Origin of the sequence: Streptomyces sp. cf386, assembly GCF_900103585.1 — a bacterium.
Classification (GTDB): domain Bacteria; phylum Actinomycetota; class Actinomycetes; order Streptomycetales; family Streptomycetaceae; genus Streptomyces.
The window spans coordinates 277,478-295,693 of record NZ_FNHV01000012.1 but is presented as its reverse complement, the minus strand read 5'-3'; the positions used below and the strand labels follow the sequence as shown (position 1 = coordinate 295,693).

General features: G+C 70.9%; 16 protein-coding genes. 9 read left to right on the top strand and 7 right to left on the bottom strand.

The features are described 5' to 3' along the window. Positions 1-46: 46 nt before the first annotated feature. Positions 47-1,606 (bottom strand): amino acid permease, encoded by a 1,560-nt coding sequence (locus BLU79_RS29870; protein WP_093909038.1) that lies wholly within the window; start codon positions 1,604-1,606, stop codon positions 47-49. Between the two features lie 233 nt (positions 1,607-1,839). Here BLU79_RS29870 and BLU79_RS29865 point away from each other — a divergent pair, with 233 nt between their 5' ends. From BLU79_RS29865 to BLU79_RS29855, 3 genes are all read left to right on the top strand, one after another. Continuing rightward, the gene (locus tag BLU79_RS29865) at positions 1,840-2,463 is read left to right on the top strand and encodes a PadR family transcriptional regulator (RefSeq protein ID WP_093909037.1); all 624 of its coding nucleotides are present in this window, start codon (positions 1,840-1,842) and stop codon (positions 2,461-2,463) included. Between the two features lie 163 nt (positions 2,464-2,626). Further along, positions 2,627-3,664, top strand: a complete 1,038-nt coding sequence (locus tag BLU79_RS29860) for an ATP-binding cassette domain-containing protein (RefSeq protein ID WP_093909036.1) — start codon at positions 2,627-2,629, stop codon at positions 3,662-3,664. Further along, a complete protein-coding gene (locus tag BLU79_RS29855; RefSeq protein ID WP_093909035.1) occupies positions 3,661-4,437 on the top strand; it encodes an ABC transporter permease in 777 nt (258 codons plus the stop codon). Before BLU79_RS29860 ends, BLU79_RS29855 begins: the two co-directional genes overlap by 4 nt. Positions 4,438-4,495: 58 nt before the next feature. On the opposite strand, the gene BLU79_RS29850 is transcribed toward BLU79_RS29855, so the two are convergent. After that, positions 4,496-5,341 carry a siderophore-interacting protein gene (locus BLU79_RS29850; protein ID WP_093909034.1) on the bottom strand — a complete coding sequence of 282 codons (846 nt, stop codon included), beginning with the start codon at positions 5,339-5,341 and terminating at the stop codon, positions 4,496-4,498. A gap of 150 nt (positions 5,342-5,491) precedes the next feature. After that, positions 5,492-6,421 carry a 5'-3' exonuclease gene (locus BLU79_RS29845; protein ID WP_093909098.1) on the bottom strand — a complete coding sequence of 310 codons (930 nt, stop codon included), beginning with the start codon at positions 6,419-6,421 and terminating at the stop codon, positions 5,492-5,494. 234 nt (positions 6,422-6,655) lie between these two features. On the opposite strand from BLU79_RS29845, the gene BLU79_RS29840 reads away from it, so the two are divergent. The 4 genes from BLU79_RS29840 to BLU79_RS29825 all read left to right on the top strand — a co-directional run bounded on the left by BLU79_RS29840 (position 6,656) and on the right by BLU79_RS29825 (position 11,426). Beyond that, entirely contained in the window at positions 6,656-7,732 is a 1,077-nt protein-coding gene (locus BLU79_RS29840; protein WP_177001228.1) for a quaternary amine ABC transporter ATP-binding protein, read from the top strand. Beyond that, positions 7,725-9,539 carry an ABC transporter permease/substrate binding protein gene (locus tag BLU79_RS29835; RefSeq protein WP_093909032.1) on the top strand — a complete coding sequence of 605 codons (1,815 nt, stop codon included), beginning with the start codon at positions 7,725-7,727 and terminating at the stop codon, positions 9,537-9,539. Before BLU79_RS29840 ends, BLU79_RS29835 begins: the two co-directional genes overlap by 8 nt. 598 nt (positions 9,540-10,137) lie before the next feature. Then, positions 10,138-10,707, top strand: coding sequence for a helix-turn-helix domain-containing protein (locus tag BLU79_RS29830; protein ID WP_093909031.1), 570 nt, complete (start codon positions 10,138-10,140; stop codon positions 10,705-10,707). Continuing rightward, positions 10,707-11,426, top strand: coding sequence for a helical backbone metal receptor (locus tag BLU79_RS29825; RefSeq protein WP_093909030.1), 720 nt, complete (start codon positions 10,707-10,709; stop codon positions 11,424-11,426). Before BLU79_RS29830 ends, BLU79_RS29825 begins: the two co-directional genes overlap by 1 nt. On the opposite strand, the gene BLU79_RS29820 is transcribed toward BLU79_RS29825, so the two are convergent. Next, entirely contained in the window at positions 11,338-12,462 is a 1,125-nt protein-coding gene (locus BLU79_RS29820) for a TDT family transporter (protein ID WP_093909029.1), read from the bottom strand. The genes BLU79_RS29825 and BLU79_RS29820 overlap by 89 nt on opposite strands. 70 nt (positions 12,463-12,532) lie before the next feature. Here BLU79_RS29820 and BLU79_RS29815 point away from each other — a divergent pair, with 70 nt between their 5' ends. Further along, positions 12,533-13,456 (top strand): LysR family transcriptional regulator, encoded by a 924-nt coding sequence (locus BLU79_RS29815; protein WP_093909028.1) that lies wholly within the window; start codon positions 12,533-12,535, stop codon positions 13,454-13,456. Positions 13,457-13,655: 199 nt separating this feature from the next. Here the strand turns inward: BLU79_RS29815 and BLU79_RS29810 are convergent, their stop codons facing one another. From BLU79_RS29810 to BLU79_RS29800, 3 genes are all read right to left on the bottom strand, one after another. After that, the gene (locus tag BLU79_RS29810) at positions 13,656-14,333 is read right to left on the bottom strand and encodes a gamma-glutamyl-gamma-aminobutyrate hydrolase family protein (protein WP_177001234.1); all 678 of its coding nucleotides are present in this window, start codon (positions 14,331-14,333) and stop codon (positions 13,656-13,658) included. 49 nt (positions 14,334-14,382) lie between these two features. Next, a complete protein-coding gene (eat, locus tag BLU79_RS29805) occupies positions 14,383-15,834 on the bottom strand; it encodes an ethanolamine permease (RefSeq protein ID WP_093909026.1) in 1,452 nt (483 codons plus the stop codon). Positions 15,835-16,004: 170 nt separating this feature from the next. Beyond that, the gene (locus BLU79_RS29800; protein WP_093909025.1) at positions 16,005-16,754 is read right to left on the bottom strand and encodes a FadR/GntR family transcriptional regulator; all 750 of its coding nucleotides are present in this window, start codon (positions 16,752-16,754) and stop codon (positions 16,005-16,007) included. 87 nt (positions 16,755-16,841) lie between these two features. Between BLU79_RS29800 and BLU79_RS29795 the strand changes: the two genes are divergently transcribed. Next, positions 16,842-18,212 (top strand): glutamine synthetase family protein, encoded by a 1,371-nt coding sequence (locus BLU79_RS29795; protein ID WP_093909024.1) that lies wholly within the window; start codon positions 16,842-16,844, stop codon positions 18,210-18,212. Positions 18,213-18,216: the final 4 nt, after the last annotated feature.

Genomic DNA, 18,216 nt, shown 5'->3' with positions numbered 1-18,216 from the left:
CCGCGCGCGGAGGGACCGGACTAGGCGGCCGGTCGGAGGGACCGGCCTAGGCGGCGGCCTCGGGTGCAGTCGTCGCCGGGGTGGCGCCAGCGGGCGCCGCCCGCCTGCGGTACGCGCGGAAGCCGACGCCCGCGATCAGTGTCACGCCGAGGAACAGGACGGTGAAGTACTGGAAGTACCAGTGCCCACCCGCCGGGTCGTACACCGCCGCCCGTGGCCAGGCGAGGTTGACGGTCATGACGAGGCCGTACAGGAGGGCGAGGGCGTTGAGTGGGATGCCCCAGCGGCCGAGGGAGAACTGGCGGGCGCCCGTCTCGTCGGTGCCGGCGGCGGGGAAGCGGCCGCGCAGGCGGGCGAGCAGGAGGGGGCCGGTGACCATCGCGTAGGCCAGGTACAGCATCACGATGCAGGTCGTGCCGATGGCGAGAAACGCCTCCGGTGAGGCGAAGTTGAGCAGCAGCAGGGCCGCCGCGAGGACGCCGACGACCAGGGCGGGCGCGCCGGGCATGCCGGTGCGTGGGCTGACCTGCGCGAGGCGGCGGGAGAACGGGAGTTGGCCGTCGCGGGCCATCGAGAACAGCATCCGGCAGGCGGCCGTCTGGATGGCGAGGGTCGCCACCGTGATCGCCACCACCACGTCGGCCAGCAGGACCCGGCCCACGCCGTCGCCCAGGCTGCTGGTGAGGACGTAGCTCAGACCGTCGACCGCCAGCCGGCCGTCGGTGAGGCTGGGCGCGGCGAGCAGTCCGCCGAGCACGAGCAGTCCGCCGAGCAGTCCCGCGGCGCCCAGCGCGGTGAGGATCGTGCGGGGCGCGGTACGGCGGGGATGGTGCGTCTCCTCGCTCATCTCGCCCGCGCTGTCGAAGCCGATCATCACGTACGCCGCCGTGAACGAGCCGACCAGCAGCGCGCCCAACAGGCCCGATTGAGCGGCGCCTTCGGTGTGGAAGGTGATGCCGGGGGAGCGCTCGGAGTGGGTCAGCAACAGCGCGATGATCAGTACCGCGCCGATGATCTCGGCGGTCACACCGACCCGGTTCACCAGTGACAGCACCTTGTTGTCCAGGAGGTTCACGACCGTGGTGAGGATCAGCAGGATCACGCCGAGCAGTGCCGCGTTTGCCGCGCCGTCCGCCGAGGTCGGCGCGGGGTCGGTGCCGATCAGCTGGAAGCCGGACCAGATCGCGGGCAGCACCATCTGCAACGCCAGCGCGGCCGCCGCGACCACCACGATCTGCCCGATCACCATGATCCAGCCGGCGAACCAGCCGAAAGTGAGGTTGGACAGCCGCGAGGACCACTGGTAGATCGCGCCCGAGATCGGGTAGCGCGCGGCAAGTTCCGCGAAGCACGCGGCCACCAGCAGCTGCCCGACGAGCACCGCGGGCCAGGCCCAGAAGAAGACGGGGCCGCCGAACGCGTACCCGAAGGCGAAGAACTGGAAGACGGTCGTCAGGACGGAGATGAAGGAGAAACCGGCCGCGAAGGACGCGTACCGGCCGAGGCTGCGATGCAGTTCCTGGTGGTACCCGAACTCGGCGAGAGAGCGCTCGTCAGCGTTGAGCGGCGGGTCGGGGCGTGGGGCGGCGGGGGCGGTGCTCGTCATGGCGGCAACCTGCTTTCGCACAGCGGCGCAAGAATTCCTGTCGGGCGACAGAAATTAGGGAGGGGCTGTTTCGAACGCATGACGTGCCCATGTCCGAGCCGATCCTAAGTGCTCACGTCGGGCGCTGACGGGTCCTTGCGGGGCTCCCCGAACGCGATACATCGTGTCTATTGACGCCCTCGGTCGATACGCGATATGTTCGGCTGCGGATATTCGAAAGCGAGGTTGTCGCCATGGCGGGGAAGCGCCGCAAGCTCAGCAATCCGTTGGCGCTCGCCGTGCTGACGACCCTCTGGCAGAAGCCGATGCATCCGTACGAGATCGCCCAGACCCTGCGCAGCCAGGGCAAGGACACCAGCACCAAGACCAACTACGGCTCGCTGTACACCGTCGTGCAGAACCTCGAGAAGCACGGCTTCGTCGAGGTGACCGGTGTGGAACGCCAGGGCAACCGCCCCGAGCGCACGGTCTACGGGCTCACCGAGGCCGGGCGCGAGGAGATGGCCGAGTGGCTGTCCGACCTGCTCGCCATCCCGGCGAAGGAGTACCCGATCTTCGAGACGGCCCTCTCCCTGATGGCGGCGCTGCCACCCGACGAGGTGGTGCGGCTGCTGGAGATGCGGCTCAGCTCGCTGGAGGTGCAGGTGGCGAGCGGCCGGGGCGCGCTGGAGAAGCTCTACGAGACGCTGCCGAGGCTCTTCCTCGTCGAGGTCGAGTACCAACTGCACATGGTCGAGGCGCAGGCGGAGTGGGTCCGAGGCTTCCTCGACGAGACCAGGAAGGGCGAGCTGCCCGGCGTCGAGGAGTGGCGGCACTTCCATGAGACGGGGGAGTTGCCGGCCGACTTCACGACATGAGAAAGACCCCGGCAGGGCTGTTGCAGCAGCTCCGCCGGGGTCTCGAACCCCGAAACGGATCCGCCGAGGCAGAACCGGGTCATCGAGGTGCGGCACACCCAGGATAGCCCGGCACTGCTCGCGCGGATCGATCACACATCCGCTCATCAGGAGAGCAGTCGTCATGAGTAGCAGCAGCAGGGCCACCCGTGCGCCCGCGGTCGAGGCGCGTCAACTCATCAAGACCTACGGCGATGTCAGCGCCCTCAACGGCATGGACATCACCGTCGAGCCGGGCACCGTCTTCGGCCTCCTCGGGCCCAACGGCGCCGGCAAGTCCACCACCGTCAAGATCCTCACCACCCTGGCCCGCCCCGACTCCGGCTCGGCCACCGTCGCCGGCCACGACGTGCTGCGTCACCCGGACCGGGTGCGCCGCGCGATCGGCGTGGTCGCCCAGAACTCCGGTGCCGATCCGGTCGCCACCGGCCGTGAGAACCTCCAACTCCAGGGACGGCTCTACGGTTTGGGCCGCGCCGACCTCGGTCGTCGGGTCACCGAGCTGCTCGACCGCTTCCGGCTCGCCGACGCCGCCGACCGCCCCGTCAAGGGCTACTCCGGCGGGATGCGCCGCCGTCTCGACGTCGCCCTCGGTCTGGTGCACCGGCCCGAGGTGCTCTTTCTCGACGAGCCCACCACCGGCCTCGACCCCGAGACCCGCGCCGCGATGTGGGACGAGATCGGGCGGCTGGCCGGGGAGGACGGCATGACCGTCCTGCTCACCACGCACTATCTGGAGGAGGCCGACCGGCTCGCCGAGCGGATCGCGATCGTCGACCGCGGCCGGGTCGTCGTGGCGGGCACCCCGGACTCCCTCAAGGGCGAACTACGCGGCGACGCCGTCCATGTGGAGCTGCGCGGGACGGTCGGCGAAGCCGGTCGTACGCTGCTCAAGGGCGCCCTCGGCGGGTTGCCCGGCGTGCACGAGGTGCTGGTCGACGGGCGCCGCGTGAGCGTCCGCGCCGACCAGGGCGCCGCCGCGATGCCCGCGCTCCTCGCCGCGCTCGAACGCGCCGGGGTCGGCGTCGCCACCGCGACCGTCGCCCGCCCGTCCCTCGACGACGTCTACCTCCGCTACGCCGGCCGCCGTTATTCGGAGGCCGAAGCCGAGGCCGAAGGCGCCGAGGATCTCGTCCTGGCCGGAACGGGAGGTGCGCGATGAGCACCGCCGTCGCCCAGACCTGGTACATGACGCAACGTCAACTCATGGTGTTCGTAAGGCAGCCCGCGTACGCCGTCATCACCCTGATCCAGCCGGTGATCTGGCTCTTCCTGTTCGGCAGCCTCTTCAGGAAGGTCATCGAGCTCGGCGGCTTCGGCACCACCTCCTACCTCGACTACCTGGTGCCGGGCGTGGTCGTGATGAGCGCCCTCAGCTCCAACCTGTGGGCGGGGATGGGCACGCTCGACGAGATCCAGCGGGGCACGCTCAACCGGTTCCTGACCACCCCGGTCAGCCGAGCCGCCCTGATGAACGGCAACGTCGTCAACAACGGCCTGGTCACCGCCCTGCAGTCGGTCGTCATCGTGCTGCTCGGCCTGCTGGGCGGCGCCGACTATCCGGGCGGCGTCGGCGGGATCGCCGTGCTGGTCGTCGCCTCGGTCCTGCTCGGGACGATCTTCGGGGCGCTGTCCAACGCGCTGGGGATGCTCGTACAGGAGCGGGAGTCGATCATCGGCATCAACACCTTCCTGCTGCTGCCGCTGACCTTCCTGTCCTCCGCCTTCATGGCGCCGTCGCAGATGCCCGACTGGATGCGGCACGTCGCCGACTTCAACCCGCTCAACTGGGCGATGGTGGCGGGCCGTTCGGCCATGGCCGAGAACCCCGACTGGGGCGACGTCGCCATCAGGGGCGGAGGTCTGCTGGCGCTGGCGGTCGCGGCGGTGTGGCTGTCGATACGGACCTTCCGGTCGTACCAGCGGTCCGTCTGAGCATCCCGGGTACGACGAAGGGGCGGCACTCCGGAAGTGCCGCCCCTTTCGAGGAGTTTCACGCGGCCGGCGCCGCCCCCTCCTGCTCCGCCTCGATCCGTGCGTTCCAGTCCCGCTTGGAGGCCTGCCAGCCGTCCTCGTTGTGGCCGAGCCGCCAATAGCCGGAGATCGACAGGTCCTCGCGGGGCATGCCGCGCTCGACCCGCAGCAACTGGCGCAGCTCCTTCACGAAGTGCGCCTCGCCGTGCACGAACGCGTGCACCCGGCCCTCAGGGAAGTCCAGCGCGCGCACGGCCTCGACCAGTGCCTCGCCGACCGGACGGGAGCCGCGGTGCAGCCAGATGACCTCCACATCGGAGTCGACCTTCTGCTCCTCCTCGGGGCCGGCGATCTCCACGAAGGCATACGCGGTGGCGCCGTCGGGCAGCGACTCCAGGGAGCGGGCGATCGCGGGCAACGCGCTCTCGTCGCCGACGAGCAGATGCCAATCGGCATCCGGGTCGGGGGCGTAGGCGCCGCCGGGGCCCATGAACCGCACGGTCTCGCCCGGCTGGGCGCGCATCGCCCAGGGGCCGGCCAGGCCCTCGTCGCCGTGCAGCACGAAGTCCAGCGTCAGCTCACGGTGCTCGGGGTCCCAGGCCCGCACGGTGTACGTCCGCGTCACCGGCCACTGCTCGCGCGGCAGCTCCTCGCGGATGCGCTCCAGGTCGAAGGGCTCGGGGTAGCTCACGCCCTCGGGGGCGAACAGCATCTTCACGTAATGGTCCGTGCAGGTGTCCGCCGCGAACTCGTCGAGCCCCTCACCGCCCAGCACCACACGCTGCATGTGCGGGGTCAGCCGTTCGGTACGGATGACCTGCGCGGAGTGGGGCTTCCGCGGCTTGCGGGCAGGGCGTAGCGCCATCACTGGCCTCCCTCGTTCCAAGCTTAGGTTTACCTAAGTTAGCACCTCCCTCCGGCGAATGCCGCTATGAACGTTCATGAATGGGTGCATGTCGCGCACGCAAGGACCGAATTCCCCGCACCGCGAACCTCATTCACCCGAGCGCGCCCTTCACGCCCCCAGCGTCACGAGCAGCCGCTGCAGCGATCCGCCCAGCCCCCACCGCACCGCCAGCTCGTCCAGTCCGGCCGAATCCCGGGGCGCCCGCGGCAGCGTCGTGTCGACGTCCGGCAGCGGCACGTCGTCCGCGACGCGCACGACCGTCGGCGCGACGGCGACGTACGGCCGCGACTCGTCCAGCCGCTTGCGCTGCGAGGGCGTGAGCTTCGCCTTGGGGTCGTCGACCGCGGCCATGATCCCGGCCAGATCGCCGAACTCGGCCAGCAGTTTCGCGGCCGTCTTCTCACCGATCCCGGGCACACCCGGCAGACCGTCGCTCGGGTCGCCGCGCAGCGTCGCCAGATCCGCGTACCCCCGCCCGTCGACGCCGTACTTCTCGCGCAGCCACTCCTCGTCGGTGAGCTGGAGGGTGCCGACGCCCTTGAGCGGGTACAGCACCCGCACCCCGCGCGCGTCGTCCACCAGCTGGTACAGGTCGCGGTCGCCGGTGACGATGTCGACCGGGCTCTGCGCCCGCGCGGTGAACGTGCCGATCACGTCGTCGGCCTCGTACCCCTCGACCCCCACGCGTGCGATGCCGAGCGCGTCGAGGACGGCCTCGATGACCGGCACCTGCGGCGACAGGGTGTCGGGCACCTCCTCCTCGTCCGGCCCCGCCTCGCGCTCCTCGGCGACGCGGTGCGCCTTGTAGGACGGGATCAGGTCGACCCGCCACTGGGGCCGCCAGTCGGCGTCCATGCAGGCCACCAGCGCGTCCGGGCGGTGGTCCTTGACCAGGCGGTCGATGAAGTCGAGGAGACCGCGCACGGCGTTCACCGGAGTGCCGTCCGGGGCCTTCACGGAGTCCGGGACGCCGAAATAGGCGCGGAAGTAGAGCGAGGCGGTGTCGAGGAGCATCAGTCGTCCGGTCACGCCCCGCATCATGCCGTAAGCCACTGACAGCCACGCCGTACGGCACCGACGGCGATCCTTCGGCGCCGCTCCGTGTCCTTCGGTGCGCAACGAGTTGCGCTGGACGCCATTTCTGTGGCCTGGACCACTTGTGCGTTTGTGCCCGGTGATCAGGGGCAGGCGCGGCCCCGGAGCGACGACTCTCGCGCAGGTCACCCGTGCGCCCTTCGCTCCCTTCACATGTTGTCGAGTCAAGAGGTACGCGTGTCATCCAGGCTTGAGGCCGAACATCTCTACAAGGTGTTCGGGAGACGACCGAAAGATTCCGTCGAGCGGCTCCGCCAAGGGGCCGACCGCGAGGAGCTGCGCGCCGACGGCACCACCGCCGCCGTGATCGACGCCTCCTTCACCGTGGAGCCGGGCCAGATCTTCGTCGTCATGGGCCTGTCCGGATCCGGCAAGTCCACCCTGCTCCGCATGCTCAACGGGCTCCTGGAGCCGACCGCGGGCCACGTCCGCTTCGACGGCCAGGACCTGACCGCGATCGGCGACCGCGAGCTGCGCGAGGTCCGCGCGAAGAAGATCAGCATGGTCTTCCAGCACTTCGCGCTCTTCCCGCACCGCAGTGTGCTGGAGAACGCCGCCTACGGCCTGGCCGTGCAGGGCGTGCCCCGCGCCGAGCGCGAGCAGCGCGCCGGCGAGGCGCTGGCCCTGTGCGGTCTTGCCGGGTGGGAGAAGTCCTGGCCGGACGAGCTGTCCGGCGGTATGCAGCAGCGTGTGGGCCTCGCCCGCGCGCTGGCCACCGACGCCGACCTGCTCCTCATGGACGAGTCCTTCAGCGCGCTCGACCCGCTGATCCGCCGTGACATGCAGGACCAGCTGCTCGAACTGCAGCGCACCCTGAAGAAGACGATCGTCTTCATCACCCACGACCTCAACGAGGCCATGCGCCTCGGCGACCGCATCGCCGTCATGCGCGACGGCCGTATCGTCCAGACCGGTTCGGCGGAGGACATCCTGCTGCGTCCGGCGGGCGACTACGTCGCCTCCTTCATCCAGGACGTCGACCGCTCCCGCGTGCTGACCGCGTCCGCGCTCATGGACACCTCGGTCACCGCCGACGCCCCGCTCTGCGCCTGCGAGAACGCGACCCCCGAGACGACCTTCGCTGAGCTGTGCGCGATCAGCGCCCGCCTCTCGCACCGCGTCTCGGTCGTGGACGAGGACAACAAGGTCGTCGGCGTCGTGGAGCGGCAGCGGCTGGTCGGCTTCCTCGGCGACGAGAGTGCCGATCCCGCGCCCTGCGACACCCCCGACGGGAAGGTGATCGCCCATGCCTAGGCTCCCTCTCGGCGACTGGGTCGACTCCGGTGTGGACTGGCTGGTCGCCCACATGGGCTGGCTCTTCGACGCGATCAAGGCGGTCGTGGAGGGCATGTACGACGGCGTCAACGCCGTCCTGACCGCACCCGAGCCCCTGCTTCTCGCGGGCATCCTCGCCGTGCTGGCCTGGTGGCTGCGCGGCCTGGTCGCGGGCGTCCTCGCCTTCGGCGGGTTCGTGCTGGTCGACTCGCTCGACCTGTGGGACCGCGCCATGTCGACGCTGGCCCTGGTGCTGGTGGCGACCGTCATCGCGCTGGTGATGTCGATCCCGCTGGGCATCTGGGCGGCCCGCTCCAAGACGGTCAGCGCGGTCGTACGGCCCGTCCTGGACCTGCTCCAGACGATGCCGTCGATGGTGCTGCTGATCCCCGCCATCCTCTTCTTCGGCCTGGGCACCGCCGCCGGTGTCATCGCCACCCTGATCTTCGCGCTCGCCCCCGGCGTCCGGATGACCGAGCTCGGCATCCGTCAGGTCGACGCCGAGCTGGTCGAGGCCGCCGAGGCGTTCGGCACCACACCTCGCGACACCCTGCTGCGCCTCCAGCTGCCGCTCGCCCTGCCGACGATCATGGCGGGCGTCAACCAGGTGATCATGCTGAGCCTGTCGATGGTCGTCATCGCCGGCATGGTCGGCACCGGCGGCCTCGGCGGTGCGGTCAACGAGGCCATCGGCCAGCTCGACATCGGCTTCGGTTTCGAGGCGGGCGTGGGCATCGTCGTCCTCGCCATCTACCTGGACCGCATCACCGGCGCGCTCGGCGCGCAGATCTCCCCGCTCGGCCGCCGCGCCGCCGCCAAGGCCCGTGCCGCGGGTGGCACCAAGGTCTGGAACCACCGCCCTCGCCCCGTCGTCGCGGTCGCAGGCGTGGCCGCCCTGGCCCTCGTCGCGGGCGGCATGGGCGTCTTCGGCCCCACCTCCGGCACCGCCGAGGCCTCCGCCACGAACGTCGGCAAGGGCAAGGAGATCAAGCTCGGCTACATCCCGTGGGACGAGGGCATCGCCTCGACGTACCTGTGGAAGGAGCTCCTGGAGCAGCGAGGCTTCGAGGTCACCACCACCCAGTACGCCGCCGGGCCCCTCTACACCGGCGTGGCCACCGGCCAGATCGACTTCCAGACGGACTCCTGGCTGCCCACCACACACGCCGAGTACTGGAAGAAGTACGGCAACCGGCTCGACGACCTCGGCTCCTGGTACGGCCCCACCTCGCTGGAGCTCAGCGTCCCGTCGTATGTGAAGGGCGTCGACTCCCTGGAGGACCTCAAGGGCAACGCCGCCAAGTTCAAGGGCAAGATCATCGGCATCGAGCCGAGCGCCGGAATGATGGGCATGCTCAAGGACAAGGTCCTCAAGGAGTACGGCCTTCAGGGCGAGTACGACGTCGTGGACGGCTCGACGCCCGCCATGCTCGCCGAGCTCAAGCGCGCGTACGCCAAGAAGGAGCCCGTCGTCGTCACGCTCTGGTCGCCGCACTGGGCGTACAGCGACTACGACCTGAAGAAGCTCAAGGACCCCAAGGGAGCCTGGGGCAAGGGCGACGGCGTGCACACCCTCGCCCGCAAGGGCTTCGCCGAGGACAACCCCGAGGTCGGCAAGTGGCTGAAGGGCTTCTCCATGACCGAGAAGCAGCTCACCGGCCTGGAGTCGCAGATCACCAAGGCCGGCAAGGGCAAGGAGCAGGACGCCGTCCGCACCTGGCTGAAGCAGAACCCCGGTCTGGTGGACAAGTGGGCTCCGGTCGCCGGATCGGAGCAGAAGAGCTAGGGGGTGTCTTCTGGGTCAGGTCGGCGACGCCGGCATGATCCAGAAGACACGCCCTAGGGCGGCCGGGTGACCTGACGGGCCCGGACCGCCGCCCGAGGGGTGGGTCACGCCGTACGTTTTCCCCTCACGTACGGCGGGCCCACCCCTCGCGGCATGTCCGCATAGTCGTACGGCATGCCTACGAGAAGGATCCGGCCAACCACGCAGCGCTATCCCACCACCTGAACCCGGCCGTGCCGAGCCCTCACCGCCGACACCGACCCAACAATCCGGCAGGTGGCCCCGGTTGACGCGGTGACCAGGTGCTCCCACCGTAGGAGATGGGGAACACGGACGACTTCCGGAGCATTGAACAGAACAACAGCTCTTCCGCGCTGAACGGGAGTCAGAGGCGGCGCGGGGGTACCCGGAGCGCCGGGGGAGCCGATCCGCTGGCGTGAACCGATGGGTCGTACTCCCCACGATGTGCCGTCAATGTGACGGGCGCATGAAACGGTTTGCCGAACATGCGTAGGGTGCAAGGAACTCAACAGAAGGTGTGCGCCGGAAGACGGGCGCGAGGACAGTGGCCGGACGAGCGAAGGAGGGAGCCGGAGCGATGGGCGACCACAAAGAACAGCCTCTTCGAGTGGGCGCGGCCGTGCGGCGGCGACGCCGCGCGCTCGACCTCACCCTCGCCGTCGTGGCCGAGCGCAGCGGCCTGTCGGTGCCCTTCCTGAGCCAGGTCGAGAACGACCGCGCCCGCCCCAGCAGAAGCTCCCTCGAAAAGGTCGCCGACGCCTTGCGTACGACCGCCGTCGAACTCCTCGCCGCCGCCGACCCGGCGTGCAGCGTCGACGTGGTCCGGGCCGACACCACCGAACTGGCGCCGGAACCCCGGACGCGGTCCCTGGTGCGCGGTCACCACCAGATGCACGCCTCGGAGTTCACCGGCGACCATGACGCGGGCCGTGAATTCCAGTACCGCAACGACCAGTTGATGTACGTCGCCGACGGCGCCGTGGAGATCGAGGCGGAGGGCCGCGCGTACCGCCTGGGCCGCGGCGACACCCTGTACCTCACCGGCGGGGTGCGCCACCGCTGGCGGGCGACCGTGCCGGACACGCGCGTGGTCGTCGTCGCGGTGGCGGAGCACATCGAGGCGGTCCGGGACCGGCCGAGGCGCTGATGCGCGTCGTCTCCCTGGTGCCGTCCCTGACGGAGGCCGTCGCCGTCTCGGCCCCCGGCGTCCTGGTCGGCGCCACCGACTGGTGCAGCCACCCGGCCGACCTGGACGTCCCCCGCGTCGGCGGCACCAAGAACCCCAAGGCCGACACCGTCGTCGCTCTCGCCCCCGACCTGGTGATCGCCAACGAGGAGGAGAACCGCGAGCCCGACCTCGCAGCCCTCCGAGCGGCCGGCATCGAGGTCCTGGTGACCGAGGTACGGGACGTCCCGGGAGCCTTCCGGGAACTGGCGCGTGTGCTGGACGCCTGCGGGGTGACGGCACGCCCGCGCTGGCTGGACGAGGCGGAGGAGGCGTGGTCGTCACTGCGGCCCCCGGAGCGCCGTACGACGGCCGTGGTCCCGATCTGGCGGCGCCCCTGGATGGTGCTGGGCCGCGACACCTTCGCGGGCGACGTCCTGGCCCGCCTCGGCGTGGACCACCTGTACACGACCCACGAGGACCGCTACCCGCGCATCCCCTTGGACGAGCTGAGGTCAGCACCCCCGGACGTCGTCGTCCTCCCCGACGAGCCGTACCGCTTCACGGCCGACGACGGCCCGGAGGCCTTCCCCGGCCTGCCCTGTGCGTTGGTCAGCGGGCGGCACCTGACGTGGTACGGCCCGTCGTTGGCCGAGGCACCGGGTGTGCTGTCCGGGGCGCTGCGAGCAGCGCGCCGCTGAGGAGGCCGCGCGTGGTGGACAGGGCGGCGACGGCCCACGCGCCGACCAGCACGATGTACAGCCCGACGGCGAGCCCGTCGTAGACCGCGAGCCCGGTGTGCCGGGCCAGTGCCGCGGCGCCGGTGACACAGGTGCCGACCGGGAAGGTGAACGCCCACCAGGTCATCGCGAACCCCATGCCGTGCCGCCGGGCCCGCACGACATGCGCGGTGGCGAGCCCGAACCACAGGAGGGCGAAGCCCATGACGGGCACGCCGTAGAGAACGGCGAGCACGCCGAAACCCCCGCTGTACGGGGCCGGTACGACGCCCGGGGCGACGTCCGCGAAACTGCCGACGGCCGTGGTGGACTGCCCGAGCGGCCCCAGCACCAGGAACAGGGTCGGCGTTTGAGCGAGGGGCAGCGGACCGCCGGTGATCAGCCGGGCGAAGACCAGCGGCAGCATCAGCAGGGTGGCGAGCAGGCTGAGCCCGAACATCGCGAAGCAGGCGAGGAGCAGGGTCTCCCGGGCCTGCCCGGGCGGCAGATGCGGCACGAGCAGCGGCCCGAGCGCGGCGGACACCATGGGCGCGACGAGCGGCAACAGCCATACCGGCGTGGCCTGTGACGGCTCGATGCGATGGCGTACGGCCATCAGGTACGGGACGGCGACGGCGGCCGCCAGCGCGACGACCGTACCGGCGCTGAACAGCACGGCATCGAGAGCGACCGCCGCCCCGGTCCCGATCCAGTCCCGGCCGACGGTCACCGCACCGCCGCCGACGGCGAGCAGGGCCATCGCCAGGCAACCGTAGAAGGGCGCCGTGGCCGGGTCGAGGAGGTGGGCGCGGGCCTGGTCGCGGTGGTGGGTCCAGTGCAGGGCGCGGGCGGTGAGCAGGGTGACGAGCAGGACGAGGGAGAGCATCCAGACGGCTGCGCAGGTCGTGCGCAGGCCGGGGAGCTGAAGCGGCAGCGCGGCTCCGGCGGTGGCGACGGCGGCGGTGCCCATGACGGAGGCGTACCAGTTGGGTCCGAGGTGACGGACGGCGGTGACCATGGTCCGAGGGTCGCTCCAGTCTTTGCCTCCCACCAGGGAGTTTGCCTCTATGGGCACATAAACTGGCCTTATGACAGACGCGGCGGAGGGGCAGTTTCGCGCAGGATCCCTGGCACATCGTGTCCCGGAGCTCGGCGCGCTGGAGCTGTTGTTGGCGGTGGCGCGGCTCGGCAGTCTCGGTGGGGCGGCGCGTGAGCTGGGGATCACCCAGCCGGCGGCGAGCAGCCGGATCCGGTCGATGGAACGGCTGCTCGGGGTCGCGCTGGTCGACCGGTCACCGAGGGGCTCCCGGCTCACGGATGCCGGGGCGCTGGTGACGGACTGGGCGCGGCGGATCGTGGAGGCGGCGGAGGCCTTCGACGTGGGGGCGCAGGCGTTGCGGGACCGGCGGGACTCGCGGCTGCGGGTGGCGGCGAGCATGACGATCGCGGAGTATCTGCTGCCGGGCTGGCTGCTCGCGCTGCGCGCCCAGCGGCCGGACACGGCGGTGTCGCTGCTCGCGGGCAACTCGGCGGCCGTGGCGGAGCGGTTGCTGGCGGACGAGGCGGATCTCGGGTTCGTGGAGGGGCTCACGGTTCCGACAGGGCTGGACTCGGTCGTCATCGCCCACGACAACCTCATCGTGGTGACGGCGCCGGGGCACGTCTGGTCGCGTCGCCGGCGGGCGCTGGAGGCGTCGGAGTTGGCTGCTACGCCGTTGATCCTGCGGGAGGAGGGGTCGGGGACCCGGCAGGTCCTCGACGCCGCGCTGGGCGGCCTTGCCCGTCCTCTGATCGAGCTGTCGTCCACGACGGCGGTGAAGGCGGCGGCGGTGAGTGGGGCGGGGCCCGCGGTGCTGAGCGAGCTGGCCGTCGGGGAGGAACTGTCGATGCGGCGCCTGGTGAGCATTCCGCTGGCCGACGTGTCCCTGGCGCGGGACCTCCGGGCGGTCTGGCCGGTGGGCCACCGGCCGGTGGGGCCGGCGCGGGATCTGCTGTCGCTGACGCGGGGGTAGTTTTCTCGCCCCCGCCGCCCCTACCCGTCCCATCCCTGGGGGCTGCCGCCCGCAGACCCCCGCATCGGCCCTGAAGGGGCCTCGTCCTCAGACGCCGGACGGGCTGGATCCAGCCCCTCCGGCGTCTGAGGAGCGGGGTCTGGGGCGGAGCCCCAGAAGGATGGGACGGGTAGGGGCGGCGGGGGCGAAAATCCCCCCATCAGCCACCCGCAGCCGCCCCCACCAACCCCCGCACAACCCGCAGATCCTCCCCCATCTCCGGATGCCACTGCACCCCCAACACCCACCCACCGGCCGACGGCAGTTCCACCGCCTCCACCGTCCCGTCCGCCGCATACGCCGACGCGACAAGCCCCTCGCCCAGCCGGTCCACGGCCTGATGGTGATACGTCGGCACCGACGTCTCCTCCGGCACGACACCGGCGTAAAGACTCCCCGGCACCGGCTTGACGGTGTGGCTGCCGAAGACGCCCACGACCTCCGCGTGACCCTCGATGTGCTGCACGAGCGTCCCGCCGAGGGCGACGTTCAGCAGTTGCATGCCCCGGCAGATGCCCAGCAGCGGAACGCCAGAGGCCAGCGCCGCGTCGATCAGGGCCAGCTCCCACGCGTCCCGCTCCCGCGCGGGCGGCCCGGTGCGGGGCTCGCGCTCCGCCCCGTACCGGACCGGCTCCACGTCCGGCCCGCCCGCGATGACGAGCCCGTCCAGCCGGGCCACGGCAGCCGCCGCGAGCGACGGGTCGTCCGGCGGAAGCATCGCGGCCAGGCCCCCCGCCCGCTGCACCAGCCGTGGATAGCCGACCGGCAGCAGCGCCGCCTCCAGCTCCCACACGCCCCAGCGCACACCGGACTCCAGATAGGTGCTGACCCCGATCAGCGGCCTGGCCACAGCAACTCCCTCACACTCACGGTCGACGGTCGACGGTTCAGTCCCGTGCCAACTCTGCCTCGGCCGCGGCCAGCGCCGCGAACTCCTCCTCCGGCGCCTTCGCCACCAGCCGCTTACGGCTGTACAGGCCGAAGTACCCGACCGCCACCACGTACACCGCCAGCGCGATCAGGGCCGCCGTCACGTCCACCAGGAACGTCGCCACCAGCGCCGCACAGGCCAGGACCAGCGCGACCGAGGAGGTCAGCACCCCGCCCGGTGTGCGGTACGGACGCGCGAGCTCCGGCTCGCGGCGGCGCAGCACGATGTGCGAGAGGGACATCAGCGCGTAGGAGATGGTGGCGCCGAAGACCGCGACGTTCAGCATCCGGGCGCCGTCGCCGGTCAGCGCCGCCAGCAGGAAGCCGATCGTGCCCGGCACCAGCAGGCCCAGGTACGGCGCCTTGCGGCTGCTGGTGAGGGACAGGAAGCGGGGCAGGTAGCCCGCGCGGGAGAGGGCGAACAGCTGGCGCGAGCCCGCGTAGATCAGCGAGAAGAACGACGCCACCAGGCCCGCCAGGCCCGCGTAGTTCACGATCCGGCTCAGCGTCGTCGCCTCGCCGTCCGGCTGAAGGGCCTCCACCAGTGGGTTGCCCGCCTCCTGGATCGCCGCCGAGCCGCGTGCGCCGGCCGCCGCGAAGAAGGTCACCACGGCCAGGACCACCAGGATCGCCATCGACCAGCGGATCGCCTTGGGCAGCGTACGGGCCGGTTCCTTGGTCTCCTCGGCGGCCAGCGGCACCCCCTCGACGCCCAGGAAGAACCACATCCCGAACGGGAACGCCGCCCAGATGCCGAGCAGCCCGAAGGGCAGCCAGGAGCTCGACCCCGCCGCAGACGCGTCGACCGGGATGTCGTCCAGCGACCCGAAGGAGAAGTCCGGCAGCGCCGCCAGCGCGAACACGACCAGGGCGACCACCGCGATGCCGGTGACCACGAAGCTGAAGCGCAGCGCCTCGCCCACGCCCCAGAGGTGGATGCCGAGGAAGATCGCGAAGCAGACCAGGTACATCGGCCAGCCGGACTCCAGGCCGAACAGGCCCAGCGACTCGACGTAGTCGCCGATGAAGATGACGATGGCGGCGGGCGCGAGGACGTACTCGATGAGGATCGCCGTACCGGTGAGGAACCCGCCCCAGGGGCCCAGGGCCCGGCGTGCGAAGCCGTAGCCGCCGCCCGCCGTCGGCAGGATCGACGACAGCTCGGCGAGGGCGAAGACCATGCAGGCGTACATCGCGCCCATCAGCACCATGGCGATCGCCAGGCCGCCGAAGCCGCCCTCCGCCAGGCCGAAGTTCCAGCCCGAGTAGTCGCCGGAGACGACGTACGCGACGCCGAGTCCGGTCAGCAGCACCCAGCCGGCGCTGCCGCGGCGCAGCGTTCTGCGCTCCAGATAGTCGTCCGCCTCCGCGGCGGGTGTACTTGTGGATTCCGTGGATTCGAGGGACATCGGCCAACTCCCCACATGCGGTGGACACCGGGCAATTTCCGGGCGCGGTGGGGTCGACCGAGCTCCGGCTCAATGGAATGGATCCATACCTTTGCGGTGTCCACCACGAGAAGGCAATACCCGTGCGTTAATCGCCCGTAAATCCTTGGCTCACCCGGGGGCGGCCCGGCTCAGCCCAGGAAGCCCCGCAACAGCGCCGCCGTACCCCCGCAGTGCTCGCGCATGATCTCCCGCGCGCACTCGGCGTTGCCCTCGATCACGGCCTCCACCAGGGCGGTGTGCTGGCGCTGGGAGTGCTCCAGGTTGCGGACGAGGAGCGGGATGCAGTCGAGGAGGTCGTTGACGGTGGCCCGGACGGCCGCGTACTGGGCCGTGAGCGTGGGGGAGCCGGACAGCTCGGCGAGCGTCAGATGCAGCAGGGTGTCCAGGCGGCGGTACTCGGCGAGCGGGGCGTCGTGCGTGCGCGCCAGGGCCTCGCGGAGCCGGTCGGCCTGCTCCTCCTCCAGCCCGTGCGCCGCGCACAGCCCGGCCGCGCCGACCTCCAGCACCTCGCGGAAGCGCAGGGTGTCCTCGACGTCGACGTCCTTCAGGCGGCGGCGCAGCTCCTCCTCGCCGGGCGTCACGGAGCGCGGCAGGACGAACGTTCCGCCGTAGCGCCCGCGCCGCGACTCGACCAGGCCCTGGTCCTGGAGCACCTTCAGCACCTCGCGCAGCGTCACCCGGCTGATCCCCAGCCGGTCCGCCAACTCGCGCTCGGCGGGCAGCCGCTCGCCACCCGGCACCAGGCCGAGCCGGACGACCTGGAGGACCTGCTCCAGGGCCTCCTCGAATCCGTTGCCGGCCCGCACCGGCCGCAGCACCGACGTCAGCCGGTCGTCGTCGGCTCCGGGCGCCCCGTGCTCCGTGTCCGCCTGCGACATGTGGCCGGACCCCCTTCCCAATCAATGGTCCTGCGCAATACCTTATGGCTCCCGGCTGACCGAAGTAAGCCGAATGGAGGCTCTCCCGTGGCAGACCGCACACCCCCGCTGAGCGTCGAGGAGCTGCACGCCCTCGTCGCGAGCGGTGAGATCGACACTGTCGTCCTGGCCTTCCCCGATATGCAAGGGCGGCTCCAGGGCAAGCGGTTCGCCGCCCGCTTCTTCCTCGACGAGGTCCTGCACCACGGCACCGAGGGCTGCAACTACCTCCTCGCCGTGGACACCGAGATGAACACCGTCGAGGGCTACGCCATGTCCTCCTGGGACCGCGGCTACGGCGACTTCGCCATGCACCCCGACCTGGCCACCCTCCGCCGCGTCCCGTGGAACGCCGGTACGGCCATGCTGATCGCCGACCTCGCCTGGAACGACGGCTCCCCGGTGGTGGCCGCCCCGCGCCAGGTCCTGCGCCGCCAGCTGGAGCGGCTCGCCGAGCTCGGGTACACGGCGAACGTCGGCACCGAGCTGGAGTTCATCGTCTTCAAGGACACCTACGAGCAGGCCTGGGACGCGGGCTACCGAGGGCTGACGCCGGCGAACCAGTACAACATCGACTACTCGGTGCTGGGGACGGGGCGGATCGAGCCCCTGCTGCGCCGCATCCGCAACGAGATGGCGGGCGCCGGCCTCACCGTCGAGTCCGCCAAGGGTGAGTGCAACCCCGGCCAGCACGAGATCGCCTTCAAGTACGACGAGGCCGTGGTCACCTGCGACCAGCACGCGATCTACAAGACCGGCACCAAGGAGATCGCCGCCCAGGAGGGCGTCTCGATCACCTTCATGGCCAAGTTCAACGAGCGCGAGGGCAACTCCTGCCACATCCACCTCTCGCTCGCTGACGCCGCCGGCAACAACGTCATGGCGGGCTCTTCCGAGGACCCCGGCGGCATGTCGGACGTCATGCGGCACTTCCTCGCCGGGCAGCTCGCCGCCCTGCGTGACTTCTCCCTCCTCTACGCGCCCAACATCAACTCCTACAAGCGGTTCCAGCCGGGCTCGTTCGCCCCGACCGCCGTCGCCTGGGGCCACGACAACCGCACCTGTGCTCTGCGCGTCGTCGGCCACGGCCGCTCGATGCGCTTCGAGAACCGGCTCCCCGGCGGCGACGTCAACCCGCACCTCGCCGTCGCCGGACTGGTCGCGGCGGGCCTGTACGGCATCGAGCAGAAGCTGGAGCTGCCCGAGCCCTGCCCCGGCAACGCCTACGCCGCCGACTTCGAGCACGTCCCCACGACGCTGCGCGAGGCCGCCGAGCTCTGGGAGAACAGCCCGATCGCCAAGGCCGCCTTCGGTGACGAGGTCGTGGCTCACTACCGCAACATGGCGCGCGTCGAGCTGGAAGCCTTCGACGCCGCGGTGACCGATTGGGAGCTGCGCCGCTCCTTCGAACGTTTGTGAGGCT